Source organism: Vibrio sp. TRT 21S02 (genome assembly GCF_050113675.1).
GTDB lineage: Bacteria > Pseudomonadota > Gammaproteobacteria > Enterobacterales > Vibrionaceae > Vibrio.
The window spans coordinates 12,352-38,487 of the sequence record NZ_JBNJOI010000017.1 but is presented as its reverse complement, the minus strand read 5'-3'; the positions used below and the strand labels follow the sequence as shown (position 1 = coordinate 38,487).

The window sequence follows — 26,136 nt, the reverse complement described above, 5'->3', positions numbered from 1 at the left end:
AATTATACGAATAAAAAACGGCGGTATTATCCTCTTTGTGCAAGTGGATAAAAAGGGAATAAAACTCAGATGAGTGTTTCCTTATTCAGACAAACACTATTTTTTTGCCTTTTTTACGCGACTAATTCGACCAAAGTCGTCTGGTAAGACAAGCATAATTTGTCACACTAATGGAAACGGTCGTTACATCACCGGAGCGTGTAGAATGCCAGATAAATTTAACATGCAGTCCCCTCCATTCGATCGACTCACGCAGGCACAACAAACTAAGCTGCGTTCGTCGTTGGATGTCGCCTACTATCGGGAAAAAGACGTGATCCTGATGACCGGTGCAGAAAGTCAACATCTACACATTCTGATCAAAGGCGCCGTCGAAGAACGCGATGAAACTGGAAAAGAAGTCTTCGCCCACTACGCCAATGATGATTTATTTGATGTCCGTTCCCTTTTTGAAGGCGCAAGCCGGCACCATTATATAGCGCTAGAAGATACCTTATCCTATTTGCTGCCTAAGTCGATTTTTCTCGAGCTATATAATGAAAACGGCCAATTCGCTGCGTATTTCGACAACAACCTAGCACGCCGACAAGAGTTAATCGAAGCCGCGCAACAACAGCAAAATCTAGCCGAGTTTATTTTAACTAAGGTGGATAAAAGTATTTATCACCCACCGATGATCCTTTCCCATCAAGAGCCGATCAATGCCGTCACGCGCCAGTTAAAAGAGAACGGTGTCGATTCCGCCTTGATAGAGCTGGATTCGAATGATCCGCGTATCTTGCAACACCCCAATGAGCTCCCGTATGGCATCGTCACGCGAACCAATATGTTGCATGCGGTGATGCTGGATCAGCACCCTCTTGATACTCCCGTAGGAGAGATAGCAACGTTTCCAGTTTTTCATGTCGATGATGGTGACTTCCTATTCAATGCCATGATCACCATGACTCGAAATCGGATGAAGCGCGTTATGGTCTGTGATGGTAAAGAAGCTGTGGGCATGCTCGATATGACCCAGATCCTCAGTGCTTTCTCAACCCATTCCCATGTATTAACTCTGAGCATTGCAAGGGCCAGCAGCATTGAGGAATTGGCATTGGCCTCGAACAAACAGCGCCAACTCGTTGAAAGCCTACTCTCTAACGGCATCCGCACACGCTTTATCATGGAACTCATTTCTGCTGTTAATGAACAAATTATCGAGAAAGCTTTTGAACTCATTGTTCCCCCGGCCCTTCACGATCACTGTTGTTTGATCGTTTTAGGCTCAGAAGGCCGAGGGGAGCAAATTTTAAAAACTGACCAAGACAATGCACTGATCATCGAAGACGTTTTAGAGTGGCCGCAGTGTGCTCAGATCATGGATAACTTTACCCATACGCTTCAACAATTGGGTTACCCGCTTTGCCCAGGTAATGTCATGGTCAACAATCCTAAATGGGTTAAATCTCAACATGAATGGATGTCCACCATCTCTGGCTGGGTGCAGGCCGCCGCACCCGATCAGGTGATGGATCTCGCCATCGTAGCAGACGCCCACGCAGTCGCAGGTAACAGAGACTTGCTGACCCCGATCAGTCAACACCTGCACCAGTTAATGACCAATAAAATGCTGGTACTACAAGAATTCACCCGCCCTGCGCTGCAATTCTCAATTCCATTGACACTGTTTGGTAACGTCAAAAAAGACAAAGAAGGACTGGATCTCAAACGTGGCGGGATTTTCCCGATAGTACATGGCATCCGTGCACTCGCATTGGAATATGCGGTGAGTGAAAAAAACACCTTCGACCGAATTGAAGTATTGCGCCAGAAACGAATTCTTGAACCAGACACTGCCGATAATCTCAGCGAAGCACTGAAACTCTTTTTCAAGCTGCGCCTTGCACAACAACTGTCTCATCAACACAGTCACAACCGCATCGACCTCAAAACACTGGAACGAACTGAACGTGACTTACTGCGTCATAGTCTGCACGTCGTGAAGAAATTCAAACAGTTCCTTGGTTATCACTATCAAATTCGTGATTGAGGTATTTTATGAATTGGCTAACAAGAAAACTTTGGTACCTCAAACTCAAAAACTCACCATATCGCCCATTATTTGGAGTCGTTGCTAAGGGTGAGTATGTCTCACTCGATTGTGAAACCACCAGCTTGGACCCTAACCGAGCCGAACTGGTAACCATTGCCGCCACCAAAATTATCGATAATCGCATCATCACCAGCGCCCCATTTGAAGTCCATCTGCGCGCGCCGCAATCACTCGACTCTGGCTCAGTCAAAATCCACCATATACGGCACCAAGACCTAGTAGATGGAATTGATGAGAAACAAGCCTTAATTCAACTACTGGCATTTATTGGCAATCGTCCTTTAGTCGGCTACCACATTCGTTATGACAAAAAGATCCTCGATCTCGCTTGTCGTCGTCATTTAGGCTTCCCATTACCTAACCCCTTGGTAGAAGTGAGTCAGATTTATCATGACAAGCTCGAACGTCATCTACCCAATGCCTATTTTGATTTAAGTCTGGACGCAATTTGTAAACATCTCGACCTACCACTACAAAACAAACACGATGCACTGCAAGATGCCATTGCCGCCGCTTTGGTCTTTGTCCGCCTGACAAAAGGTGATCTTCCCCACATAAACTTCCCTTATACCCGCTAACAACAGATCCGATCTGCGTCTCAGAACAAAGCATAACTCTTTATATTTCCAGCATATTCCTCTCTCTCATCCTAAAGTCTAATTGTGGATTCATGCCGTGTGGCAGAGAGTTATACCCATATGGACATTCCGAGGATGCGCATCAAGCCATCAGGAAACTTGCTCAGTTCACAAGGCATTCGGCACAAGGAGAGAAGCAATGAGTGAAGCCCACGTTTATCCGGTAAAAGAAAATATTAAAGCAAACACCCACGCGGATAATGAAACTTATCTAGCCATGTACCAACAGTCTGTGCGTGATCCAGAGGGCTTCTGGGCCGAGCATGGAAAAATTGTTGATTGGATTAAACCGTTCACCCAAGTCAAAAATACCTCATTCGATACAGGTCACGTTGATATTCGCTGGTTTGAAGACGGCACTCTAAATGTGTCAGCAAACTGTATCGACCGCCATCTCGCGGAGCGTGGCGATGATGTTGCTATCATCTGGGAAGGTGACGACCCAGCAGACGATAAAACACTGACATTTAATGAGCTGCACAAAGAAGTGTGTAAGTTCTCGAACGCACTAAAAGAGCAAGGGGTACACAAAGGCGACGTGGTTTGCCTTTATATGCCAATGGTGCCTGAAGCAGCGATTGCCATGTTGGCATGTACTCGTATTGGCGCTGTACATACGGTGGTCTTCGGTGGTTTCTCACCAGAAGCACTGTCCGGTCGTATCATCGATTCTGATGCGAAAGTCGTGATCACCGCCGACGAAGGGGTTCGTGGTGGCCGTGCCGTTCCTTTGAAAAAGAACGTAGATGAAGCGCTAACCAACCCAGAAGTCAAAACCATCAACAAAGTTGTGGTGCTGAAACGCACCGGTGGTGACGTTGAGTGGCATTCACACCGCGATGTTTGGTGGCATGAAGCGACTGCGAATGTTTCTGAAGATTGCCCACCAGAAGAGATGAAAGCAGAAGATCCACTGTTCATTCTGTATACGTCAGGGTCGACAGGCAAGCCAAAAGGCGTACTGCACACAACGGGTGGCTATTTGGTTTACGCTACAATGACGTTTAAGTATGTTTTCGATTATCAAGAAGGGGAAACATTCTGGTGTACTGCTGATGTTGGCTGGATCACAGGCCACACTTACCTCATCTACGGTCCACTCGCCAATGGCGCAAAAACTATTTTGTTTGAAGGCGTGCCAAACTACCCAAGCACCGCTCGCATGAGTGAAGTGGTCGATAAACACCAAGTGAACATCCTTTATACGGCTCCAACCGCGATTCGCGCTCTGATGGCAAAAGGTAATGAAGCTGTTGAAGGAACATCTCGTTCTAGCCTACGTGTCATGGGTTCGGTTGGTGAACCCATCAACCCTGAAGCGTGGGAGTGGTACTACAAAACCATAGGTAATGAGCAATCTCCGATTGTTGATACATGGTGGCAAACCGAAACGGGTGGTATTTTGATTGCGCCACTACCAGGGGCGACGGATCTAAAACCGGGCTCAGCAACACGTCCTTTCTTTGGTGTTCAGCCAGCACTTGTCGATAACATGGGCAACATCATCGAAGAGACCGCAGCAGAAGGAAACTTGGTTATTCTTGATTCATGGCCTGGCCAAATGCGCACGGTTTATGGTGACCATGAACGCTTTGAACAGACTTACTTCTCAACCTTTAAAGGCATGTATTTTACCAGTGACGGTGCGCGCCGTGATGAAGACGGATACTACTGGATCACAGGTCGTGTTGATGATGTATTGAATGTCTCAGGTCACCGTATGGGTACGGCTGAAATAGAATCGGCACTAGTAGCACACTCCAAAATTGCCGAAGCAGCAATCGTCGGGATCCCACACGATATTAAAGGTCAGGCGATCTACGCTTACATCACTCTGAATGATGGCGAGATCCCAAGCGCAGAGCTGCATAAGGAAGTAAAAGATTGGGTACGTAAAGAAATAGGTCCAATTGCGACACCAGACGTCCTGCACTGGACTGACTCTCTACCAAAAACTCGTTCAGGTAAGATCATGCGCCGTATCCTACGTAAGATCGCAACCGGTGATACCAGTAACTTGGGTGATACTTCAACGCTAGCAGACCCAAGTGTGGTTGATAAACTGATCGCAGAGAAAGCCGAACTGGTTTAAATCAAAGAGCATCACGCTCCTGTCATGCCGCCACTTCATGTGGCGGTTTTTTATTTCCGCAATTTACCGTCATGCTGACACTAACTGTCTACTCCTTAAGAATAATTCCCACTTTCGCACATTTTTAACCACACATTAGTCATGGTTAATTGTTTTTTTGTTATCTTGGTTACAAAAATCAGCTCTACAATCGGGAGATTAGACCAGTAATTTGCTGCGATTTGCGTTGAATTAGCTATAATCTGGGTCTATTTAGTAATATTGGCTAACTTTTAATACAAAAAATTAGCCTGAATACCCGATAATATGGGAATATTCCAGTTCGTATCACGAAATAGGAAGTTGTCGACACAATGGCTGCAAAATCACGAATTCTTGTCCTAAATGGTCCTAATCTTAATCTTTTAGGGTTACGTGAACCGGCACATTACGGTTCTCAAACTCTTGATCAGATCATTGACAAGCTAAAAGAACAAGCGGATCAGGCCGATGTTGAATTAGAACATCTTCAGTCCAATCGTGAGTATGAACTGATTGAAGCAATCCATACCAATTATGGTAAAGCCGATTTTATTATTATAAATCCAGCTGCTTTTACCCATACCAGCGTTGCATTACGTGATGCCCTGCTTGGTGTTGCTATCCCATTTATCGAAGTGCACTTATCGAATGTGCACGCCCGTGAACCATTTCGTCATCACTCCTACCTGTCTGATAAAGCGCAAGGAGTGATTTGCGGCTTGGGCGCACAAGGTTATGAATTCGCTCTGTCTGCTGCCATAAACCATTTGCAGGCACAGTAACACAACACACTCTGCAGCCCAGTAAGGGCTGTCTTATTCACAAGATAAAAGAGAAAGAAACATGGATATCCGTAAAATCAAGAAGCTTATCGAGTTAGTTGAAGAGTCTGGCATTGCTGAGCTAGAAATCTCTGAAGGTGAAGAGTCTGTACGCATCAGCCGTAATGGTGTAGCTGCAGCGGCGGCACCTGTTCAGTACGCGCCTGCACCTGTAGCGGCACCAGCACCAACTGCGGCGGCAGCACCGGTAGCAGAAGCAGCAGCACCTGCAGCGGCGGCTCCAACTGGCCACCAAGTTCTTTCTCCAATGGTAGGTACTTTCTACCGTTCTCCAAGTCCAGACGCGAAATCTTTCATCGAAGTTGGTCAATCAGTTAACGCTGGCGACACGCTATGTATCGTTGAAGCAATGAAAATGATGAACCAAATCGAAGCTGACAAGTCTGGTGTTGTTACCGCTATCCTAGTTGAAGACGGCCAACCAGTTGAATTCGACCAACCACTTGTTGTTATCGAATAATAGAGGCTCTCTCTTATGCTAGATAAATTAGTCATCGCGAACCGAGGTGAAATTGCACTTCGAATTCTTCGCGCATGTAAAGAACTAGGTATTAAAACGGTCGCTGTTCACTCAACAGCTGACCGCGACCTAAAACACGTACTGCTTGCAGACGAAGCAATCTGTATCGGTCCTGCTCGTGGTATCGACAGCTACCTAAACATTCCTCGCATCATTTCTGCTGCAGAAGTGACTGGCGCAGTAGCAATCCACCCGGGTTACGGCTTCCTGTCAGAAAACGCAGATTTTGCAGAACAAGTTGAACGCAGCGGCTTCATCTTCGTTGGTCCTAAAGCTGACACTATTCGCATGATGGGTGACAAAGTATCAGCGATCACTGCAATGAAGAAAGCGGGCGTTCCTTGTGTACCAGGTTCTGACGGTCCACTGGACGACGACGAAGCAAAAAACAAAGCACACGCTAAACGTATTGGCTACCCAGTAATAATCAAAGCTTCTGGCGGCGGCGGTGGTCGTGGTATGCGTGTTGTTCGCTCTGAAGGTGAACTCGTTGAAGCAATCGCAATGACTCGTGCTGAAGCAAAAGCGGCATTCAACAACGACATGGTTTACATGGAGAAATTCCTAGAAAACCCTCGTCACGTTGAAGTTCAAGTGATTGCTGACGGCCAAGGTGGTGCAATCCACCTAGGTGAGCGTGACTGTTCAATGCAACGTCGTCACCAGAAAGTTGTTGAAGAAGCACCAGCTCCAGGTATCACTGAAGAGATGCGTAAGTACATCGGTGAACGTTGTACTCGTGCATGTATCGAGATCGGTTACCGCGGTGCAGGTACTTTTGAATTCCTATACGAAAATGGCGAATTCTACTTCATCGAAATGAACACTCGTATTCAGGTAGAGCACCCAGTAACAGAAATGGTAACTGGCGTTGACCTTATCAAAGAACAACTGCGCGTAGCAGCGGGTCAACCTCTGTCGTTCACTCAGGATGACATTAAGATCCGTGGCCATGCGATTGAGTGTCGTATCAACGCAGAAGACCCAGAGCGCTTCCTACCATCACCAGGTAAGATTGAACGCTTCCACGCTCCAGGCGGCATGGGTGTTCGTTGGGAATCGCACATCTATACAGGCTACACAGTGCCACCTCACTACGATTCAATGATCGGTAAACTGATCACATTCGGTGAGAACCGTGACGTTGCGATTGCACGCATGAAAAACGCACTGGGTGAGATGATTGTTGAAGGTATTAAGACTAACGTTCCTCTACAAGAAAGCATTATGAATGATGAAAACTTCCAACACGGTGGTGCCAACATTCATTACCTAGAGAAGAAACTCGGTCTACAGTAAGCGTTACTGTTATTCTTACTCAAAATGCCCACTTCGGTGGGCATTTTTTATTTTGTCACCACCTTAGACTCAAACAACGAGTGCACTTCTGCTACACTCTGCGCCAAAGTTAATTGTTAAGAGCTCATACTCATGCCTTGGATTCAAATCAAACTCAATGCGACCAATGAAAATGCTGAACAGATCGGCGATATGTTAATGGAAGAAACGGGCGCTTTGTCTGTCACTTTCCTAGACGCTCACGACACGCCAGTATTTGAACCACTTCCGGGTGAAACTCGCCTTTGGGGTGATACCGATATCTTGGCTCTGTATGACGCGGAAGCGGACACTGATTTCATCATTGAACAAGCCAAGCTCAGCCAGTTACTTCCTGAAGGCTTCGCCTTTAAAGTGGAGCAACTAGAAGACAAAGATTGGGAACGTGAATGGATGGATAACTTCCACCCAATGAAGTTTGGTGAACGTCTGTGGATCTGCCCAAGCTGGCGTGATATCCCTGAGCCGGATGCTGTCAATGTGATGCTCGATCCTGGTCTAGCATTTGGTACCGGAACACACCCAACCACAGCACTGTGTCTTGAGTGGCTCGAAGGCCTGGATCTGTCTGGTAAAACCGTAATCGACTTCGGTTGTGGCTCTGGCATCCTCGCGATCGCAGCGATCAAACTTGGCGCCGCTAAAGTCATTGGGATCGATATTGATCCGCAAGCACTGCTGGCTTCAAAAGATAATGCAGAGCGCAATGGTGTTGCTAAGCAATTAGAAGTATTCCTACCACAAGATCAACCTGAAGGTTTGCTTGCCGATGTCGTGGTTGCCAACATTCTTGCAGGGCCACTACGTGAGCTTTCTCCTATCATTAAAGGCCTTGTCAAACCAAATGGCCAATTGGCAATGTCTGGTGTCTTAGACACTCAAGCAGAAGATGTCGCTAACTATTACCGCGATGAAATGACCATTGACCCAATCGTTGAACAAAGCGAATGGTGTCGAATTTCAGGTCAAAAAAACGCGTAATACACCCCTGACTAACCATGTAATTGGCTACGAATTAGTGCCAATGACAGCATAAAATGCTTATTTCTTGTGCTACCACAAATTGGCATTTTTTGCTCTGTTATTGGCAATTTTTACGTTTCAGCCATCAGTTTATTAAATTGCATGGATCGCGATAACGGATAATTGTTTGAAATTCATACAATTTACAAAAACAAATTGTAAATGCTCAAATAATAGTCTTTTCACGCAGTAAAAAAATGCGTAAAATGCGCGCCCTTGCTGGTACAGAACTGTGATTGATGTTTTGAAAATCGGAAACTATCAACTTAAGAATAATCTCATCGTGGCCCCAATGGCCGGCGTCACCGATAGACCGTTTCGTGAGTTGTGTCTTCGCTATGGTGCGGGAATGGCCGTCAGTGAAATGATGTCCTCGAACCCTAAGCTGTGGAAAACATCAAAATCAAAACAACGCATGGTACATGAGGGTGAATCGGGCATTCGCTCGGTACAGATTGCGGGTTCTGATCCAAAGCTAATGGCTGAGGCTGCTCAGTTCAGTGTTGAAAACGGTGCGCAAATCATCGACATCAACATGGGATGCCCAGCTAAAAAAGTGAATAAGAAGCTAGCCGGCTCTGCACTACTCAAGTTTCCAGACATCATTGAACAGGTGCTGAAAGCAGTAGTAGAAGCAGTGGATGTCCCTGTGACACTCAAAACCCGAACTGGCTGGGATACAGAAAATAAAAACTGTGTCCAAATCGCTAAACTCGCCGAAGACTGCGGCATACAAGCGCTTGCTCTGCATGGCAGAACCAAAGCCTGTATGTACAAAGGAGAGGCAGAATACGACAGCATTAAAGCGGTAAAACAGGCGATTTCCATCCCGGTTATTGCTAACGGTGATATCGATAGCCCGGAAAAAGCCAAATTTGTACTGGAGTACACCGGTGCAGACGCTTTAATGATTGGACGCCCTGCCCAAGGTCGTCCGTGGATTTTTCAGGAAATCCAACACTATTTGGAAAACGGCACCACTATGCCTGAACTTCCTTTAGAGGAAGTGAAAGACATCCTGCTTGGCCATGTAAACGCTCTGCATGACTTTTATGGAGAGTATTTGGGTCCTCGCATCGCGCGTAAGCACGTTGGCTGGTACCTAAAAGAACATGAACAAGCGAGTGAGTTTCGCCGTACCTTCAACGCTATTGACGCAGCAGAGCTGCAACTTGAAGCGTTAGAAGGTTACTTTGATTTAGCCTAGATAGTTGAAGTTTCAGCGAGGCGACAAATAAATTCAGCTCTATGAACATAGGTTTTCTATTTGAATAGAGGCATTTATTCAGTCAACAACGCTGCAACGACAAATATGACAGGCATAACGTTGCATCATAATTAGAGAAGAGCTAGACCGAATATGTTCGAACAAAATCTGACTTCAGAAGCATTAACAGTAACTACAGTGACGTCACAAGATCAAATCACTCAAAAGCCTTTACGTGATTCTGTTAAAGCATCTCTTAAAAACTACCTAGCACAACTAAACGGCCAGGAAGTAACAGAACTATACGAATTAGTTCTAGCTGAAGTTGAACAGCCACTACTAGACACCATCATGCAGTACACTCGCGGTAACCAAACTCGCGCAGCGACTATGATGGGTATCAACCGCGGTACTCTTCGCAAGAAACTGAAAAAATACGGCATGAACTAATTGGTTCCTGCAGTAGCACATAAAAAGACGGCGCGTAATGCGCCGTTTTTTTTATGTCTGACAATACTCACTTAATGAATGTTGCAACTGCTCTTCTATCAACCCTTTCGCCACAGAGTTAAATAAGGTTTTGACCTTTTCAAGTTGATCGCTGTCTGCTTGGTTAATCAAAGGAATAAGCTGCTCTAAACGCCAGTGCTTCCGGTGATTAAAACGAGCAAAATCTGAAGAGCCGGTTTTATTCCATTGATCATCCAGTTGGAAAATTGCGTGGGATAAGGCAAAGAATGAGAAAGGGATGCGCGGTTGATTCACTTCTTTTTCGTATTGGCGATAAGTGGTATCAGAGATATCCAACAGCTCTGACACCTGCTCTTGAGTCAGCTCAAGGTGCTGGCGAATGAACTTCATATTACGTGCGACTTTGACGTAATAGTGGCTATCAATGTCCTGTAAAACATCCAGCAAACTCGGAACCTTGTGTGGGTAAGGTTCACTAACCTCTCGATTTCCCATGATCTCCTTGCTTAAACTGAGCAGCGACTGGAACGTGTTTTCATTAGCATGCGAAACAGTGCAAAAGAATGGCGAGTGCTGCCAATAACAATGAGACAGGTTGAGATACGGCGCGTATTCAGTATCAGAGAGCAGTAAATACACTGGAGCACCAGTAATGATGGACCAACGCGCCACAGAATGCATTTTAGGAAGATCGACCCCTTTTTCATACTTCCGATATTGCGCTAAAGAAACACCGAATGCTTTCGCCATTAAAGATTGGCTACTCACCGTCGCTTTTCGGTATTTAATCAGATTCAATCCCATTTGCTTAGCAAATATCGAGCTATCGATATACAAGCGCTGCGGTGACGATATGGCGTTTATCTTTTCAAAACAAAAATAGTCCAACAGAATTCCCTACATCTTGGAATGTACCATCCAAATACTATATGAATTCCCTTACTAATTAATCAGTTAAGCAAGGTATTAGTTCATCAATGCGGGACAATTCTCAGCTTATCTCACGACAAATGTTGCCTTTGTTGGTAATCGAAACCGAAGAAAGCGATCACTATTTATCAACTAAACTGTTACTTTCCAACCTGTTACCGAACTGCTTAGCCTTTTAACATAGCGACAAAAATATCAATGTCAGTAATCTAGGTTAAAACTATAATGCAATTAATCAATACAAACTCTCCAACAAGAGAGCCTGTTTCGGTAGACTTTCCGCTACCTTTTGAAGCCCCATTCCTCACTCAAAAACATAAGGATGATCTCGAGCGCAACGGCTATTCTGTTGTCGAAAATGTCATCTCAGATCAGCAATGTGCCAATGCCATAGAGGCAATCTGTGACTTCTTGCAAGTCAAACAATCAGAACCTTCAACATGGTACAAAGCTGAACCTCTCAACGCCATTGGCTTGGTTCCGATGCATCAGCATCCCAGTTTTTGGGATATCCGACAAAATCCACGTGTGTATCAAACATTTCGTCACCTTTTAGAAGAAGAGCAGCTATGGGTCACCATGGATCGCGCTTCCTTTCGCCCACCATGTCGCTACGACTTAGAAGCCTATGGTGAGGATGCCAACCCAATGCACTGGGATTACGATTTCCGTCAAAAACCAAACCACCTTTATCAAGGGCTTATCTACCTCAACGATACAAATGCCAAGCAAGGTGCATTTGCGTGTGTGCCACAGGTTTTTCAACAAATTAAGCAAGGGACATTCCCTCATATGGATAAGCTAAATCGCTTTCACAGAAAGGGGCTGTTCCTTGAAGAGGTTATGGACTTCTCCAGTGACGATATCGTGCCGATTGAAGCACCGGCGGGCAGCTTAATCATTTGGGATGCACGCTTACCCCATGGCTGCGTTAGCAACCACTATCACAAACCACGCTTCGTCCAATTTGTGAGTATGTTTAAGGCGGAAGATCCTGAAGCGATTCCGGTGGAAATTATTCAAGACCGAGCACAACGCATCGAATGCTTTATGGATATGCGCGCACCAGAGTGTCATCGCGATTTAAAAGGTCAGATGGATCCAGAGCCCTACAAACGACCAGAGCTCACCCCACTCGGACGAAAGCTGCTAGGTGTTGACCGCTGGTAAGTTAGAACATTGCGGGGTAAATGACTGCCCCGCACCTCCTTCAATAACAAAAAATAAAGAGAGACAATGTGAAACATAAGGACGTGAAGCCACTACATAATACTGAGGCCGTGGAGAAAGGGCTGATACGGATCACCTGGCCCATTTTTCTCGAAGTCTTGCTGACCTATCTGATCAACTTCACTGATGTGCTATTTCTCAACCAGATTTCAGAGCAGTCTGCGGCAGCCATCGGAACATTAATGCCCGTCATCGTCATTCCTATCGTGATCTTGCATTCACTCTCTATCGGGACAACCGGTGTTTTGGGGCAGATGCTCGGAGCTAATCTCAATCAGCAGTTGCCTAAAAACTATCTCTATACCGTTGTATTCAATTTCATTGTGGGTTTGGCCGTCATGGCAGCCTATTTAATGCTGCACCAACATATTGGTAGTTGGATGGGTCTGAACAATGAAATGAACCACCTGACCGCCGCATACTTACTGATTTTCACCCCAGCATTGTTGATCAAAGCCGTTCAAATTGGCTATGGCAGTATCTTAAACGTCAATGGCTGGACCCAGCTCAACATGCTATCCACCTTGCTGGCAAATGGATTGAATATTCTTCTCAATATGCTGTTCTTGTTTGGCAATGTTGGACTGGGGCTCACTGGGGTGGAATATGTTGCGCTCGCGTCTGCAATTTCTTACCTCGTTGGTTTAGCATTCGTGATGTATTTTGTTCACGTTAAAAAACAGGTCAACTTCGACTTTAGTGGCTCATGGCGCGATATGAAAACCTACCTAAAGCAGTGCTTGAAAATTGGCCTTCCCGCGACCATGGAGCCGATGTCTTATGAACTCAACCGCTTTTTTATTACCGTCACTGTGATTTCTTTAGGTGCATTAGCGATCTCAACTCGTATCTACACGCTGAACCTGATCCTGATCCCGGTGATCTTCTCCCAAGCTATCGGGGTCGGGAACCGGATCATCGTCTCTCACTTGCTGGGCGCACGATCGTATCAGCAAATCGAACAGCAGATCCGACAAAGTATTTTTATCAGTGTGACCGGCAGTGCGGCAATGCTTCTGCTTATTTGGCTAGGCTCAAATTACGCCTTTCGTATCTTTACCGATAACCCAGATATCCTTGCTCTAGGAGCCACTCTTTTGGCCATTGATTTACTGCGTCACCCAGCTGGAGCCATCAATATGGTGGTGGTCAATAGTCTTGTCGTCTCTGGTGATGCGCGTTATCCCGTGTCGCTATCCATCATCAGTATGTGGTGTGTTTGCCTACCATTGGTCTACTTGTTTGCCATACCATTGCACTATGGCTTAATTGGCGTTTGGGTTGCACTCTTGATTGACGAATATCTACGCTGCGCTATCTGTTTAAGACGATGGCGGTATGGCAAGTGGAAAAATGCATCGCCCATTTTTACCTAGATAGCAATTCCCCATCGTTTTTAATCAATCAGCAGCATATGGTTGGCGAGCTTGCAATTGGGGGATTGATTTCCTGATCTTCACTTGTGGTATGAAGCATGCTTCTTCAGAGGCCTGCACCATAGCTACTATATGTCGGTGCTCCAATTGTTTTTGCCAAAAATGCCAGTACTTGGTAACTGCCCCATTTGTACCGTGATTCACAAGTTTATAGGGCAATGTTAAGTCTACCGCAAAGCTATTTAAAGGCAGAGATAGCCCCTTTCCACGCGCTTTAACGTACGCTTCTTTCAAGGTCCACATTTGAATAAAATGCTTTGTTTTAAGTTCAGGAGTAGACACATTTAACCTTTCGATTTCGTCAGGATGAAAAAAAGCACTGGCAACTTCCATACAATCTATCGCCGTATCCAAATGCTCAATGTCGATTCCAACCTCTTGTTTATGGGCTATCGCTAACACCACCATTTTTTCAGTATGCGATAGATTAAAAAATACGTCCTCATAACCGACATTAGTGATGTATGGTTTACCATAAGCATTGGTTGAAAATTGCCAATCCGTTTCAGACACCAATGGAAAATACAGAGTCAATGTAGAACGTAATAACGCTCTCGCTACTAGGTATTGACATCGTACCTTATTATCACAGAGTTGCTCTAAACGGGAACGTTCATCTGAATTTAACAACAGGGTATAACAAGAAAGCATTCCACTGCTGGCGACCATGTGAATGTCCGAATACCATATATGTGTTTCACCTATACCTAATGCCAAACCTGTTTCTATCTTTTTGGATGTTACTTTCACCACATGTTTACCTGAGTATTATTAAAATTGTTATATAAAAGAGCGGAGTCATTGTGCTCCGCTCAGGCTTATTGCTTAACAATCAATACAAAACATCACGCTGCGCTTTTATCCATCACTTTGTTATGTGCGTACGCTAGCTGCCCTGCTACCTTTGCGGTATTAATCAGCACAGCCATGTTCGCTTGTGCTGAGCGTCCCGATGTGGCGGCGTCCACTTTTTTCATCAGGTATTTCGTCAAGCCATTGCCAACCACCCCTTCTTTTTCCGCGGAGATGACGGCTTGCTGAATGATTTGCTCCACTTCATCGCTGTCGATGGCATCTTCATCTCGGGTTGGCGTAGTCACCAGCACGCTGCCGCCGCCAGGTAGCTGACGATAGGTGTCAATGATGTCCGCCAACGTCTGTGCGTTGTCGACACTTTGCGGGCTCTTGAATCCGCTCGACTGGCAATAAAACGCCGGAAAATCTTCAGACTGGTACGCAATTACAGGAACGTTGTGCGTTTCCAGATACTCCAGCGTTAACCCAAGATCAAGGATCTTCTTCGCACCCGCACAGACAACCGTCATCCGCGATTTCGTAAACTGAATCAAATCAGACGAAATATCCATGTTGGTTTCAGCCCCACGATGCACCCCGCCAATGCCAGCGGAAGAAAAGAACGTGATTCCTGCCATTTCTGCCGCCACCAGCGAGCTGGCTACTGTAGTGGCCCCTAAGCCGCCTTGTGCCAATACCTGAGCGAGATCTCGGCTACTGACTTTCGGAATGCCTTTTTGCGTGGCGAACTCTCGGATTTGGTCATCCGTCATCCCGATCAACAACTTGCCATTTGCAATGCCAATGGTCGCAGGGACCGCACCACCGTCGCGCACCGCTTGCTCCACCGCTTTTGCCGTCTCGTAGTTTTGTGGGTAATCAAGCCCGTGTGTGATCACGTTCGATTCCAGCGCCACAATGGGTTTTCCTGACACCAATGCGTCTTTAACTTCTTGCGTAAACACTAGCAGTGCATTCGTAAACTGGTTCATCGTTACTTTCCTTGTTCGTAATTTGGGAATTGGATTAAGCTGGCACGTTTGGCCATAATTTCTGGCTCAACCACCGCTTGTTGCCATTGCGCTTCTGCCACCGGCTCCATCGCTATGCTCACCACATTCGGCGGGCATTCCAGTGCTGAACAGATGATTCGCGTCAGGTTCTGCGCCATGGTTTGTTGAGCATCCGCGTCCAAATGACGCGGAAAATGCTTGATACTGATATGGGGCATGTTTACCTCTTAGTTCTCATCGGTGTACAGGCGCTGCGTCAGCTCTCCGACACCTGTAGCTTTTAACAGTTGGTAGTGGTCCGAATCCAGATCGACCAAACGAAGGGGAATGACGGAAAAATCACGGTTCTGTTCAAGGAAAGAGTAATCATCACCCTGAGCGCGATACACCGAAACGGGCGCCTGAATCGCGCGCTCCTGCAACTCTCGGAAGGTGTATTCAAACTCATATGTCTGTTTCACGATGGCGATGATGCGCTGAATCAGATCCAAATCGAGATTCGGATAACGCACGTGAATGAAGGTGACAAATTCAGATTCCGTCGTTACTTCGTTCAGGCAACGTTCTAGCACCGGTCCATCAATTTTGTGGGCAAAAACCGAAAAGAGAATCGACACAAACGCAGGGTTATCAAAGGTCGGGGATTTGTCTGAGCATTGCTCTTTAAGCCCTTGAACAATGGGTGAACCCGGTGCAATTAAATGCAGATCCTGCACCGTTTCTCCGGCCTGCTCTAACTGATACGCCACTTCAAACGCTACTCTCGCGCCAAAGGAGTATCCCCATAAGATGTACGGCCCTTGTGGCTGATGTCGCCGAATCTCTTCGATGTCATGACGCGCCATTTCAGCAATGGTGGCATAAGGTACTTCGCCGTCATTAATGCCATACGCCTGAATACCGTAGAAGCTTCGTCCAGCACTGGCTTGACTAGCGAGCAAGCGCAGGTTCATCGGATACCCCCCTAAACCCGGCCAGCAGAACACATTATCTTGCTCACCAGTATGCAAGCGGATCAAACGAGAAAACGATGCGGCACTTTCCGAATCGATAAACTGCGCCAGTTTTTGCACCGTTGGCTTTTCGAAAAGAAGCTGCAGTGGCAGATTCAAATCAAACGTGCGATTAAGTTGTTTCACCAGTGACACCGCAGTCAGGGAGTTACCTCCACACTCAAAAAAGTCATCCGTCGCCGACACCGATTCCCATTTCATCACGCCTTTCCACAACTCAGCAATTTGCGTCTCGGTTTCCCCTTCCGGCGCGACAAACGGCTTGTGTGTCGTCGCATTCACCACGGCATCACAGGATTCCAGCGCCTTGTAATCCACTTTGCCATTCACGGTCAGTGGGAGCTTATCGACAATGATGACCTGATTCGGAATCATGTACGATGGCAGTTGCAGAGCTAAGTCGTCCTTGAGCATTTCTGTTGGGCCACGCATGTGCACGGTGTCTTCTTTCATGCCCTCATGCACTTTTTGTTTATCACTGATTCGGCCACCAATACAGAAGTAAAACGGTGCCATGGTTTTTCCGGCTTGATGCAAGATGCCAGACATGGTTTTGGCCGAAGGCAGATCGTTGCCCGATTTGGAACTGTACCCTGACGACATCAACCCTATGTTGATGTCATTACTCTGCAGTTGCTGAAGCTTTCTGCCCAACTGAATGAACTGCATCCATTCATCTTGACCACGATACAACATAGCAATGCCAAAGCTGCTGCGCTGATACACTTCCTGATTGATGGCAATCACGTGTTTTTTCTCAATCAACGCATCAGAAATCTGAGTAAATGTGTGTTGTTCGACGCTGTATTGACCATCCGCCAATCCGTCAATCGCACCGTTATGGCACTGCACCAGCAGTTCCACATCACTGAGCTCCGATGCGTCATTGGCCGAGCCAAGACCAAAGCTGCCCAAATAGTGATCCTGTGAATCCACATTCAGCCTAGCTTTGGTTTCCGGCATAAAGGCTGAGTTCACCACCGCCAGACCGTATGCGGGCAGAATGTCATCAAACAAACCCAGCATGTGCCCGACTTCCATCTCCAGCACTTCAAGAATGTTGTTCTTGTACACCGGCTCAATAGCGCTGTTCTTTCCGGAAAAATGAATCGTCAGTTGGCTTTCATTGGCGCGGCTTAGCGGCGTGATCAAGCTCAGGGCGTGATCACCGGGATGGTAGTAATAAATGCCCGATTCCAAACCAAAGAGATGATGGATTTCCAGATACATTTGTGTGGCATAAAGCGCACCAGGCGACGCATAAGCGTACTTAGCCAGCAAACGCTCTTCGCTGATGAACTCACTGAAATACGCCATCAGTTCACCAAAGGTTTCCCAGCTCAAATCACGAAGAGGGGTTGAGCACGGTGCCGCAGGTTTCGCAGCCAGTAATGCGAGCAAGTCTGCTTGTGTGACGGGGCCGCCATCGTAAAAACGGTAAGTTTTACGAGCAAACGCTTTTTCTCGCTGAGCCTGACCGTTTTTTCCGGGCAGAGAGCAAGCAAGTTCATTGCGCCAATCGTCACGTCGGCCACCACCAGAAAGCTGGGCTTTTACCTGCAATTTATTGGCTTTCGATTGATGATGATTGCCGTGATTGCCTTGGTCCATCAATGCCGCTTCTTTCGCGTCTAGCTCCAGGCAACACACGAGGTTCTGAAACCCCGTTCGCGCATCATCTTTAATCAGCATCGCTGCATTTTTTACCCACGAATGCGCTTCAACCGCGTGGCGGATTTCATCCAACTCGATACGAAAACCGCGCAGTTTCACTTGATTATCACAGCGACCCGCAAAATGAACGGCGCCTTTCTCATCGAAGTAGGCCAGATCCCCCGTCCGATACAAACGTGGGTACTGTTCGGCACTGCTTAGCGGATTAGCAATGAATTTCTGTTGTGTTAATTCTGGCTGTCCAAGGTAACCACGCGCCAGTTGCACGCCCCCAATATGCAGCTCACCGATGGTACCCGTGCCGACCTCTGCGCCATGCTCATCAAGAATGTAATACGCCGTGTCACTGACTGGATAACCGATGGCGATGGCGCCCTGAGTGTTTTGTACGTCTTGCTCATTGACGATCAGGGTCGACGCATTGATCGTGCATTCCGTCGGACCATACAGATTGATGAGTTCGCACTGGGTATGCACTGCGAAAAACTGGCGAGACAACTGAGCCGTTAAGGCTTCACCACCACTGAACACTTGAGTCAGTGAAGAGCAGTCGTAAAAACCGGGGTCATCCACCAAAGCCTGAAGCAGCGTTGGCACACACTGCAGTGTAGTGACCTTGCGTTGGATGATGGTGCCAATCAGAGCTTCCGTGTCACGGTAAATGCCCGGTGCTCCCACCACCACTTTGCCACCAAAGACTGGGGCCAGAATTTCCCATTGCGCGGCGTCAAAGCTCATCGGCGTTTTTTGAAGAATGACGGTTTGCTCGTTAAACCCGAAACGATCTTGCAGGTACAACATTTGGTTCACAATGCTGGCGTGCTCAATCATCACCCCTTTCGGATTGCCAGTGCTGCCGGAGGTATAAATGATGTAGGCCAGATTTGATGATGTCGGGCGCTGGGTTGATGGCATGTCCGGCACGGCACCCGCCTGTTCTGCGTGTGCTTTAACATCTGCATCCGTGAAAATCACCACCCCATCAGGGGCGTAGCGCTGCAGTTGTGCTTTCAAAGCTTCCTGTGTGTAAATCACGCGAATACCGGAGTCTTTCACCATGTACTTAATGCGCTCTTCAGGATATTCCGGTGAAAGTGGCAAGTAGGCGTTACCTGACGCAAGAATGCCCCAAGCCCCTGTCAGCATCTGCGTCGAAGCTTCCGTAAACAAACCAATGCAGCTGTCCGCCTGCACATTTTTGTCTGCCAGATAAAACGCGATGGCCTGAATTTGCTGATAAAACGCAAGATAGCTGAGCGACACGTGCTGATCTTCAACCGCAATGTGGTGAGCCTGCAACGCGACCTGGCGTTCTAACAAAGTTAATAACGAAGTGTTGGGAGCTTCCGCCTGATGCGCTTCCCGGCTATCGGGTAACGGAAGAGTATGTGCGTATTCCAATTCCATCCTGTCAGTTCCTGTAAACCTTTATTGTGATTGATACGGCAAGCGCTTTCCCTCTCTCCGAATAACGATATGGAATGGGATAACGAGCGATTACCAACCTCGTTAAGATAGGTCCCCTACCCAATCCGCTACTAGTTGTTAGATATATCAGGGTCGATAGAATTAAATAGAAGAAAGCTGGACAACACTGAAATAAACAAGCTATAAGCCAATGAAATATATGACATTCTTCAAGAAAACAAAGTCCACTGATTCTTCTAAATAGAAACCATCATAAGATGAATGACATATATGACAGGTTTAATAATTACGAGGATAGGATGTCATCACTGCAACAACAGAAACTGAACTGGGCCCACGACGCGAAGCACGTTGACTGGCAAGCACTCAGCGCCTTATACGCGCGGGCAGGCATGGGTAACAAAGCGCCCGAGCTCTTGCAAACCGCCTTCTCCAATAGCCGCTATGTGGTTTTTCTGTATCAAGACGAAGACTTGATTGGTGCAGGACGCGTGGTCGCCGATGGTTGCTACTGCGCCATTATTTGTGATGTAGCCATCTGCCCGAACAGGCAAAATCAGGGATTAGGAAAAATGGTGATGCAGCACTTTCTGACGCAGCTTAATGGACACAAACGGGTGATTTTGTTTTCCCGTCCCGGAAAAGAAGCGTTTTACACCAAACTGGGGTTCAGTCAGGCGGACAATTTCATGGTGATCTATCAGTAAAAAAGCGATGAGAGCCATCTCATCGCTTTTCTTCGTTAAGCGGTTTCCAATATGTCTTCCAGTGTCGGGTAATCGGTGTACCCTCGCTGGTCACCACCATAGAGTGTATTCGGATCCAACTCATTAAATGGCCCGCCAACTTTAAGGCGATGCATCAGATCGGGGTTCGCCAAGAACAAGGCGCCAATAGCAACACCATCACACAACTTCGCCTGCAAAACTTGTTCAGCAATCTGCCCCGTCACCACACCAGACTCCGGCGTTTGATGCGGATTTAGAATCAAGGGAGATGAAGTAAGCTCACGAATCAGTGTCGTACTCTCCCGATCGCACGCTTCCATAATGTGAATAAAGGCCAACGTTGGTAACTGCGTGATTAAAGTTCGATACAGCTCCGGCGTGTCCACTTCCACAATATCGTTATATGGATTAGACGGAGATAGGCGGATCCCAGTTCTCTCAGCGCCAATCGCCTCAATCACTGCGTGTGTGACTTCAAGCGTAAATCGAATGCGGTTCTCGATACTGCCACCATAAGCATCTTCTCGCTGGTTGGTGTTACTGGCCATAAACTGATGAAGCAAGAAGCCATTACCCGCATGAATTTCTACCCCATCAAATCCCGCTTCGATGGCATTTTTCGCCGCTTGCGCAAAACCTTGAATGGTCAGCGCAATGTCTTCTTCCGTCATCGCACGAGGAGTAGGGAAATTCACCGGACCTTCCGGTGTAAACGCCTGACCATCTGCCGCGATAGCCGACGGCGCAATAGACTGGTGCGCACTAGGATACAGCGCTGGGTGACCAATGCGTCCGGCGTGCATCAGCTGCGCAACAATTTTACCACCTTCTCGATGGACAGCTTCGGTTACCTGTTGCCAACCTGCGATCTGCGCTTCATTGTGAATACCGGGAGAGTTCATAAAGCCTTGCCCAATCACATCTGGTTGCATACCTTCGGCGACAATCAGTCCGGCGTTGGCCCGCTGTGCATAATAGGTAGCCATCATGGGTGTCGGTACCCCATCGTACGTCGCACGATTTCGACTCATCGGAGCCATAACAATACGGTTCTTAGCGTGAATTGCGCCATAACGTGTTTCTTCAAAAATCGGTTTCATTGTCTTTCCCTCGACGTTAATTAACTTTTTCTTCTGCCTGATAAAAAGCAGTCGATGATGGTTTTGCCCGTTCTGCGGGTTTTATCTGCGCCAGTACCATAGCCGCCAAAATCAGTAGTGCGCCCCCTGCTTGCATCAGTGAAAATTGTTGATCCAATATCAAGTAACCTAATACCGTAGCCGACAAAGGGCTGGCCATGGTGATAAAAGAAACACTGAACGCGGGCAATGTTTGCAGGCTACGAAACCAAATGACGTAAGCAAACAAGGCACCAATCAGGCTCAGGTACAAAAAACCAACCACATTGCTGACCGACAACGATGCAGGCAGCGCTTCAGCGCTAAGAGCAATCGGTAACAATACAAGACCGCCAGCGGTAAGTTGCCACCCAGTGAAGCCAAGCAACGAGACGTTCTCGGGTTTACCCCAGCGTTTGGTTAATACCACCCCCAAAGCCATAGAGAGTGCCCCTAATAAACTGATGATGATTCCAGCCGGATTAAGCGCGCTGTGCGGCTGAACCACCAGTAACCCAACTCCAAAAGTGCCAACCAGACAAGCGACAATTTTGATGCTGTGAATGCGCTCTTTGAGCAACACGCCTCCCAACAATAAGACAAATAGAGGCTGTGAAGACATCAGCAACGCTGCAATGCCACCCGGCATCAAATAGGCCGCAGCAAACAACAGGTAGAAGAATGCACCAATGTTTAACGAGCCAAGTACCAGAGCTTTCCACCACCATTCGCCACGTGGGAGGGTTCCCCCCATCAGCAATAAAATCAAACCAGCAGGCAGTGCGCGGATCACAGCGGCCAACAATGGGATGTCATCAGGAAGCAACTCAGTCGTCACGACATAGGTACTGCCCCAGATAACGGGTACCAGACACGCCAGAAGGTACGTTTTCAGTAAGGTTACAGATTTCATACTCTGGCTCCTGAGTCCGTGGTACCGAAATACCGATCACCGAAATCACCAATGCCCGGAATCATAAACGCATGCTGATTCATGCACTCTTCAATCGAGGCCGTCACAAAGCGCACCAACGGAAATTTATTGGCCAACTCAGCGATACCGGATGGCGAACAAAGCAAGTTCACAAAAATAATGTGCTCTTGGCGGACTCCGCGTTTCAGCAGCTCCTCAATTGCCACCGTCGCCGAACCACCTGTGGCCAACATCGGCTCCAGCAGCATTACATGACGCTGCGCCACATCATCCGGCAGGTTGGCGCAATAATATTTGGGCTGCTTGGTCACTTTGTCGCGCTGAATCATCATTTTGCCAATCGGAGCGTCAACTCCGGCTCCATGCTCTCCCCAGCACGTACAATAGACACCGCGCAGACTCGAGCATCGAGTTCCAGCCCGACAAAGGTGGCGCCAACCGGACTGATGACGACCTTCTCACGGTATGGTAGCAACTCCATCGCCTTTTCAAGTAGCAAGCGGATAATCTGATCAGAGTAACCAGTAAAGGACGACTTATCTGCCTCGCGGTCGCGTACTCGCAGCTCTAAAGCCAGTAATCGCTTACTCTTTGCCAGTGGATACACGTTAGCTGGGGATTCCATAACACACTCCTTGCTCATCGGTCTTGATTAAGCGATCTCTTCGAACGCCAAACGGGCCTGTTGCACAAACTGACGGACTTTCGCTAGATCTTTTCGACCATCCGTCCCTTCCAGTGCTGTATGGGCATCTACCGCAGCAGGCTTCACCGCGCGAATCGCGTCTGCAACGTTGTCCGCACTCAGGCCACCCGCCAACATCAACGGCTTTGGTGAACGCTTCACCAACTCTGCACTGACGTTCCAGTTGTGAGTTTTGCCTGTTGCACCCTTAGCTCCAGTGACTGGGTCGAACGTATCGGTAATGAACATGTCCACGTAATCTGCACAATCATCAACCAATTGCAGCAGCTCTTCAGCATTGTCTTCTTTCACGACTAAACTTTTCAGAACGTACAGGTCCGGGCGAAGTGACTTCAGCTTTTTCATTTCTGCCACGCTAATATCACCGTGGAGCTGAACCGCTTTCACACCCAACAGTGAGCAAAACTCATCCACTTCTTCCGCGTCAGTTAGGTAGCTGATCAACACACCTGCATGCGGCGTCGCTAGCTTTTCAATGATGTTAATGGCATTTTGCTCAGAAATATCATCTTTCCCCGATGGCAAGCGCAATGGGAAACCCAACCACTCCACACCCTCTGAAACAATCAGATCCGCTTCCTTTTTATCGATGATTCCTGCTACCTGAATTAGATTCTTCACAACGTTCTCCTGTATTACGTTTTATGATTACTGACATCAAGATTCCTCCTGATTTCCGCATTTAATTTAGGCTTAGAAAGGTGAGATAACTAGCTGGTAGATTTGTCAGGGGGGAATATGAGTTACAAAAAAACTGACCTAAGTCAGTTCATTTTTCGAATCATATTGATAACGATCCCTGTCGAGAAAGATTGGGTTTCTAGAATGGTCCATCTTTCATTGTCGGGTAAAGCAAAAGCTGGAGGTGATGGCTCGATATCAGTCTCCTTCTTCTTAAGGCTCTGGCAAAAATAGCAAATATAGTCGACCCTATTTTGCCGAAGTAAAGAAGTCAGCATCTTAGGCTCAACAATTAAACTGACGCTCGCTAAGCCAAGCATCCTTATCATTTGAAGCAAGTTTTCCAGCTCAGATTCACGCTCAATATTGAAGATCGGCAGTTGTGCGCCAGCGTTATTAAGTAACCCAGAGAAATGATGGCTTGATATCGTTTGATCAACCACAACGGCATGACTCTGTTTAAGATGTTGTTTGATGTGATACTGACAAATACTGTCTTCTAGCAGGCTATCGACCGCTAAATCTCGGCCATTCAACTGACCAGATAAAAAACAACTTATCCATGGCCGGTGATGTTTTTCTAACACATGGCTTGCATACAAAAGAGATTCTGCCAAAGAGTCCGTTTCTATCGGCTGGAGTTTAACACCCGAAGCAAAGTGCCAATCACAGTGATTTTTGGCTTGGCGAGCATCAGGACTCAATACACTAGACCACAAAGGATAGTAAACCGCACGAACCTGAGACTGAGGAAGTACTTGATTAATTCGATCATCGGTAAAAAAAGGGAAAATAGGCGGATGAGATAAAAATAGTTCACTATCAGCTTCCGCTTCCTTAATGGATTCGATCAGTTGAGGGGCCGAGTATCCCATCATACTTGAACGAATATTAAGCTTACCGTCATCACCATTACGTACCCCCCAAGCCACTCCTGAAAATTTAGAAGTGTTGATTGCACGATCCAGCACCAACGACAATGGGACAGGAAGAGAGAGTGCATTTTTTTCTCTCTGCATTTCATGATAAGCGATTTCCATCAACAACGGCCTTAAGTTTAAATGAATAACGCTATGCTAGAAGAATCCAATTAGCGGCAACACTGTCGAATGTGGCAGTCAGACTCAAGCCGGAGAAATAAATATGTTCTCGGCTCATGTTTTGAATGCATTTAGGAAAAGAGGCTAAAAAGACGGCCTTATGAAGCGGAAAGAAAAAAGGCAGAGAGACTCTGCCTATTGATCGTCAAACTTTCAGACATTTGAAACTAAATATTTGGTTGAACAAGCCCTTTTTTCATTGCTAGCACTACTGCATGCTGACGATTGATTGCCCCAAGCTTCTCACTGGCATTATTAAGATGAAATACAACCGTTCGCTCTTTGATCTCTAAAATCTGAGAGATCTCCCATGATGTTTTTCCTTCACAAGCCCAGAATAAACATTCTTCTTCCCTGCGCGTTAAACTGATATTCGTTTTTTCAACCAAAGGTTCTGTGAGTACCATTAGATAACGTTCAAACAAATGGGTAGCAAAAATATGCGCATAAGGTAATGCCGCTTCTAATATCCGTTTTCCTTCTTCCCCATCTCGCTTTGTTGCCAAGCTGAAAACCGAAAAATACCCAGAAACAGAATGTATTGGAATACTTACCCCTGTCACCAAGCCATGGCTTTTCGCCTGTGCCATTAATAATTTTTGTTCTATAGAAAGTGAAACCAAGTGATGACTCAGATCATTCCAAAAGATAGGCGTATTTTTTGAAAGCGTGTATTTAACAACAGGGTCAGAATCTCGTTTATTTTTTTTAAGATACAGATCCATCCACTCTGAAGGGTAGTTCGTTAAAACACACAGCTCTGGAGAGTATAGTGACTGGTTAGAAACAACCCCCATTAAGAAATATTCTATTCCTGTTAAATTACAAAATTTATGACAAATCTCTTCAATGCTTTCTTTTTGCGTTGCATCAACAAGTTCATCGATCAATTGATAAAGCTCTGCAGTATCCATACTCACAACTAGCCATTAATTAACATTAAACCTTAAGTAAACATTATCGTAACAAGATTTAAAGTATGGCATTGTGTTTTTATTTTGATCAGCACCAAACATTAATTATGCAATATGCAACGACACGCCCTCATTGATAAAACTAATAATGCCATCATAAGGATTTGATTTTTTGATGGTGCTTTTATA

22 protein-coding genes and 1 pseudogene are annotated in these 26,136 nt (G+C 46.6%); 12 read left to right on the top strand and 11 right to left on the bottom strand.

Annotated features, from left to right (window positions below; genetic code table 11):
• Positions 1-205 precede the first annotated feature (205 nt).
• The 9 genes from ACQEXU_RS18000 to fis all read left to right on the top strand — a co-directional run bounded on the left by ACQEXU_RS18000 (position 206) and on the right by fis (position 10,226).
• Positions 206-2,032 (top strand): DUF294 nucleotidyltransferase-like domain-containing protein, encoded by a 1,827-nt coding sequence (locus ACQEXU_RS18000; RefSeq protein ID WP_367987493.1) that lies wholly within the window; start codon positions 206-208, stop codon positions 2,030-2,032.
• 8 nt (positions 2,033-2,040) lie between these two features.
• Positions 2,041-2,673, top strand: coding sequence for a 3'-5' exonuclease (locus ACQEXU_RS17995; RefSeq protein ID WP_427011820.1), 633 nt, complete (start codon positions 2,041-2,043; stop codon positions 2,671-2,673).
• A 199-nt stretch (positions 2,674-2,872) separates the two neighbouring features.
• Positions 2,873-4,825: an acetate--CoA ligase gene (gene acs / locus ACQEXU_RS17990; RefSeq protein WP_367987495.1), complete on the top strand. Its 1,953-nt coding sequence runs from the start codon at positions 2,873-2,875 to the stop codon at positions 4,823-4,825.
• Positions 4,826-5,178: 353 nt separating this feature from the next.
• On the top strand, positions 5,179-5,628 hold the full coding sequence (gene aroQ / locus ACQEXU_RS17985) for a type II 3-dehydroquinate dehydratase (protein ID WP_427011819.1): 450 nt from the start codon (positions 5,179-5,181) through the stop codon (positions 5,626-5,628).
• A gap of 61 nt (positions 5,629-5,689) precedes the next feature.
• A complete protein-coding gene (gene accB / locus ACQEXU_RS17980) occupies positions 5,690-6,148 on the top strand; it encodes an acetyl-CoA carboxylase biotin carboxyl carrier protein (protein WP_427011818.1) in 459 nt (152 codons plus the stop codon).
• A gap of 15 nt (positions 6,149-6,163) precedes the next feature.
• Positions 6,164-7,507, top strand: a complete 1,344-nt coding sequence (accC, locus tag ACQEXU_RS17975) for an acetyl-CoA carboxylase biotin carboxylase subunit (protein ID WP_367987498.1) — start codon at positions 6,164-6,166, stop codon at positions 7,505-7,507.
• A gap of 132 nt (positions 7,508-7,639) precedes the next feature.
• Positions 7,640-8,527: a 50S ribosomal protein L11 methyltransferase gene (gene prmA, locus ACQEXU_RS17970; RefSeq protein ID WP_427011817.1), complete on the top strand. Its 888-nt coding sequence runs from the start codon at positions 7,640-7,642 to the stop codon at positions 8,525-8,527.
• A 286-nt stretch (positions 8,528-8,813) separates the two neighbouring features.
• Positions 8,814-9,776, top strand: a complete 963-nt coding sequence (gene dusB, locus ACQEXU_RS17965) for a tRNA dihydrouridine synthase DusB (protein WP_427011839.1) — start codon at positions 8,814-8,816, stop codon at positions 9,774-9,776.
• A gap of 153 nt (positions 9,777-9,929) precedes the next feature.
• On the top strand, positions 9,930-10,226 hold the full coding sequence (gene fis / locus ACQEXU_RS17960; protein ID WP_000462885.1) for a DNA-binding transcriptional regulator Fis: 297 nt from the start codon (positions 9,930-9,932) through the stop codon (positions 10,224-10,226).
• Positions 10,227-10,277: 51 nt separating this feature from the next.
• Here the strand turns inward: fis and ACQEXU_RS17955 are convergent, their stop codons facing one another.
• Positions 10,278-11,045, bottom strand: coding sequence for a helix-turn-helix domain-containing protein (locus ACQEXU_RS17955; RefSeq protein WP_427011816.1), 768 nt, complete (start codon positions 11,043-11,045; stop codon positions 10,278-10,280).
• Between the two features lie 357 nt (positions 11,046-11,402).
• Between ACQEXU_RS17955 and ACQEXU_RS17950 the strand changes: the two genes are divergently transcribed.
• Both ACQEXU_RS17950 and ACQEXU_RS17945 read left to right on the top strand, forming a co-directional pair.
• The gene (locus tag ACQEXU_RS17950) at positions 11,403-12,347 is read left to right on the top strand and encodes a phytanoyl-CoA dioxygenase family protein (RefSeq protein WP_427011815.1); all 945 of its coding nucleotides are present in this window, start codon (positions 11,403-11,405) and stop codon (positions 12,345-12,347) included.
• Between the two features lie 68 nt (positions 12,348-12,415).
• Positions 12,416-13,783, top strand: a complete 1,368-nt coding sequence (locus ACQEXU_RS17945; RefSeq protein ID WP_427011814.1) for an MATE family efflux transporter — start codon at positions 12,416-12,418, stop codon at positions 13,781-13,783.
• A gap of 24 nt (positions 13,784-13,807) precedes the next feature.
• Here the strand turns inward: ACQEXU_RS17945 and ACQEXU_RS17940 are convergent, their stop codons facing one another.
• The 4 genes from ACQEXU_RS17940 to ACQEXU_RS17925 all read right to left on the bottom strand — a co-directional run bounded on the left by ACQEXU_RS17940 (position 13,808) and on the right by ACQEXU_RS17925 (position 19,745).
• Positions 13,808-14,596 carry a 4'-phosphopantetheinyl transferase family protein gene (locus ACQEXU_RS17940; protein WP_427011813.1) on the bottom strand — a complete coding sequence of 263 codons (789 nt, stop codon included), beginning with the start codon at positions 14,594-14,596 and terminating at the stop codon, positions 13,808-13,810.
• A gap of 92 nt (positions 14,597-14,688) precedes the next feature.
• The gene (locus ACQEXU_RS17935; RefSeq protein WP_427011812.1) at positions 14,689-15,630 is read right to left on the bottom strand and encodes a pseudouridine-5'-phosphate glycosidase; all 942 of its coding nucleotides are present in this window, start codon (positions 15,628-15,630) and stop codon (positions 14,689-14,691) included.
• A 2-nt stretch (positions 15,631-15,632) separates the two neighbouring features.
• Positions 15,633-15,869, bottom strand: coding sequence for a hypothetical protein (locus tag ACQEXU_RS17930; RefSeq protein ID WP_427011811.1), 237 nt, complete (start codon positions 15,867-15,869; stop codon positions 15,633-15,635).
• A gap of 9 nt (positions 15,870-15,878) precedes the next feature.
• The gene (locus ACQEXU_RS17925) at positions 15,879-19,745 is read right to left on the bottom strand and encodes an amino acid adenylation domain-containing protein (RefSeq protein WP_427011810.1); all 3,867 of its coding nucleotides are present in this window, start codon (positions 19,743-19,745) and stop codon (positions 15,879-15,881) included.
• A gap of 320 nt (positions 19,746-20,065) precedes the next feature.
• Between ACQEXU_RS17925 and ACQEXU_RS17920 the strand changes: the two genes are divergently transcribed.
• Positions 20,066-20,473, top strand: a complete 408-nt coding sequence (locus ACQEXU_RS17920; RefSeq protein WP_427011809.1) for a GNAT family N-acetyltransferase — start codon at positions 20,066-20,068, stop codon at positions 20,471-20,473.
• 35 nt (positions 20,474-20,508) lie between these two features.
• On the opposite strand, the gene ACQEXU_RS17915 is transcribed toward ACQEXU_RS17920, so the two are convergent.
• From ACQEXU_RS17915 to ACQEXU_RS17890, 6 genes and pseudogenes are all read right to left on the bottom strand, one after another.
• Positions 20,509-21,594 (bottom strand): alkene reductase, encoded by a 1,086-nt coding sequence (locus tag ACQEXU_RS17915; RefSeq protein ID WP_427011808.1) that lies wholly within the window; start codon positions 21,592-21,594, stop codon positions 20,509-20,511.
• Positions 21,595-21,610: 16 nt separating this feature from the next.
• Entirely contained in the window at positions 21,611-22,525 is a 915-nt protein-coding gene (locus ACQEXU_RS17910) for an EamA family transporter (protein WP_427011807.1), read from the bottom strand.
• Positions 22,522-23,171, bottom strand: a pseudogene (gene upp, locus ACQEXU_RS17905) (uracil phosphoribosyltransferase). Before upp ends, ACQEXU_RS17910 begins: the two are co-directional and overlap by 4 nt.
• Positions 23,172-23,198: 27 nt before the next feature.
• Positions 23,199-23,873 (bottom strand): phosphoribosylanthranilate isomerase, encoded by a 675-nt coding sequence (locus ACQEXU_RS17900; RefSeq protein WP_427011806.1) that lies wholly within the window; start codon positions 23,871-23,873, stop codon positions 23,199-23,201.
• 143 nt (positions 23,874-24,016) lie between these two features.
• On the bottom strand, positions 24,017-24,973 hold the full coding sequence (locus tag ACQEXU_RS17895; RefSeq protein WP_427011805.1) for a hypothetical protein: 957 nt from the start codon (positions 24,971-24,973) through the stop codon (positions 24,017-24,019).
• A gap of 227 nt (positions 24,974-25,200) precedes the next feature.
• Complete coding sequence (locus ACQEXU_RS17890; RefSeq protein WP_427011804.1) at positions 25,201-25,947, bottom strand: LuxR family transcriptional regulator; 747 nt, start codon at positions 25,945-25,947, stop codon at positions 25,201-25,203.
• Positions 25,948-26,136 lie beyond the last annotated feature (189 nt).

Bases quoted from the DNA above. Each gene is read 5' to 3' on its own strand.
- ACQEXU_RS17995 (WP_427011820.1), top strand. From the start codon at position 2,041: ATGAATTGGCTAACAAGAAAACTTTGGTACCTCAAACTCAAAAACTCA.
- ACQEXU_RS17915 (WP_427011808.1), bottom strand. From the start codon at position 21,594: ATGAAACCGATTTTTGAAGAAACACGTTATGGCGCAATTCACGCTAAG.
- ACQEXU_RS17925 (WP_427011810.1), bottom strand. From the start codon at position 19,745: ATGGAATTGGAATACGCACATACTCTTCCGTTACCCGATAGCCGGGAA.
- accB (WP_427011818.1), top strand. From the start codon at position 5,690: ATGGATATCCGTAAAATCAAGAAGCTTATCGAGTTAGTTGAAGAGTCT.
- ACQEXU_RS17920 (WP_427011809.1), top strand. From the start codon at position 20,066: ATGTCATCACTGCAACAACAGAAACTGAACTGGGCCCACGACGCGAAG.
- ACQEXU_RS17910 (WP_427011807.1), bottom strand. From the start codon at position 22,525: ATGAAATCTGTAACCTTACTGAAAACGTACCTTCTGGCGTGTCTGGTA.
- ACQEXU_RS17950 (WP_427011815.1), top strand. From the start codon at position 11,403: ATGCAATTAATCAATACAAACTCTCCAACAAGAGAGCCTGTTTCGGTA.
- aroQ (WP_427011819.1), top strand. From the start codon at position 5,179: ATGGCTGCAAAATCACGAATTCTTGTCCTAAATGGTCCTAATCTTAAT.
- ACQEXU_RS17890 (WP_427011804.1), bottom strand. From the start codon at position 25,947: ATGGATACTGCAGAGCTTTATCAATTGATCGATGAACTTGTTGATGCA.
- ACQEXU_RS17895 (WP_427011805.1), bottom strand. From the start codon at position 24,973: ATGGAAATCGCTTATCATGAAATGCAGAGAGAAAAAAATGCACTCTCT.
- prmA (WP_427011817.1), top strand. From the start codon at position 7,640: ATGCCTTGGATTCAAATCAAACTCAATGCGACCAATGAAAATGCTGAA.
- ACQEXU_RS18000 (WP_367987493.1), top strand. From the start codon at position 206: ATGCCAGATAAATTTAACATGCAGTCCCCTCCATTCGATCGACTCACG.
- ACQEXU_RS17930 (WP_427011811.1), bottom strand. From the start codon at position 15,869: ATGCCCCATATCAGTATCAAGCATTTTCCGCGTCATTTGGACGCGGAT.
- acs (WP_367987495.1), top strand. From the start codon at position 2,873: ATGAGTGAAGCCCACGTTTATCCGGTAAAAGAAAATATTAAAGCAAAC.
- accC (WP_367987498.1), top strand. From the start codon at position 6,164: ATGCTAGATAAATTAGTCATCGCGAACCGAGGTGAAATTGCACTTCGA.
- fis (WP_000462885.1), top strand. From the start codon at position 9,930: ATGTTCGAACAAAATCTGACTTCAGAAGCATTAACAGTAACTACAGTG.
- ACQEXU_RS17935 (WP_427011812.1), bottom strand. From the start codon at position 15,630: ATGAACCAGTTTACGAATGCACTGCTAGTGTTTACGCAAGAAGTTAAA.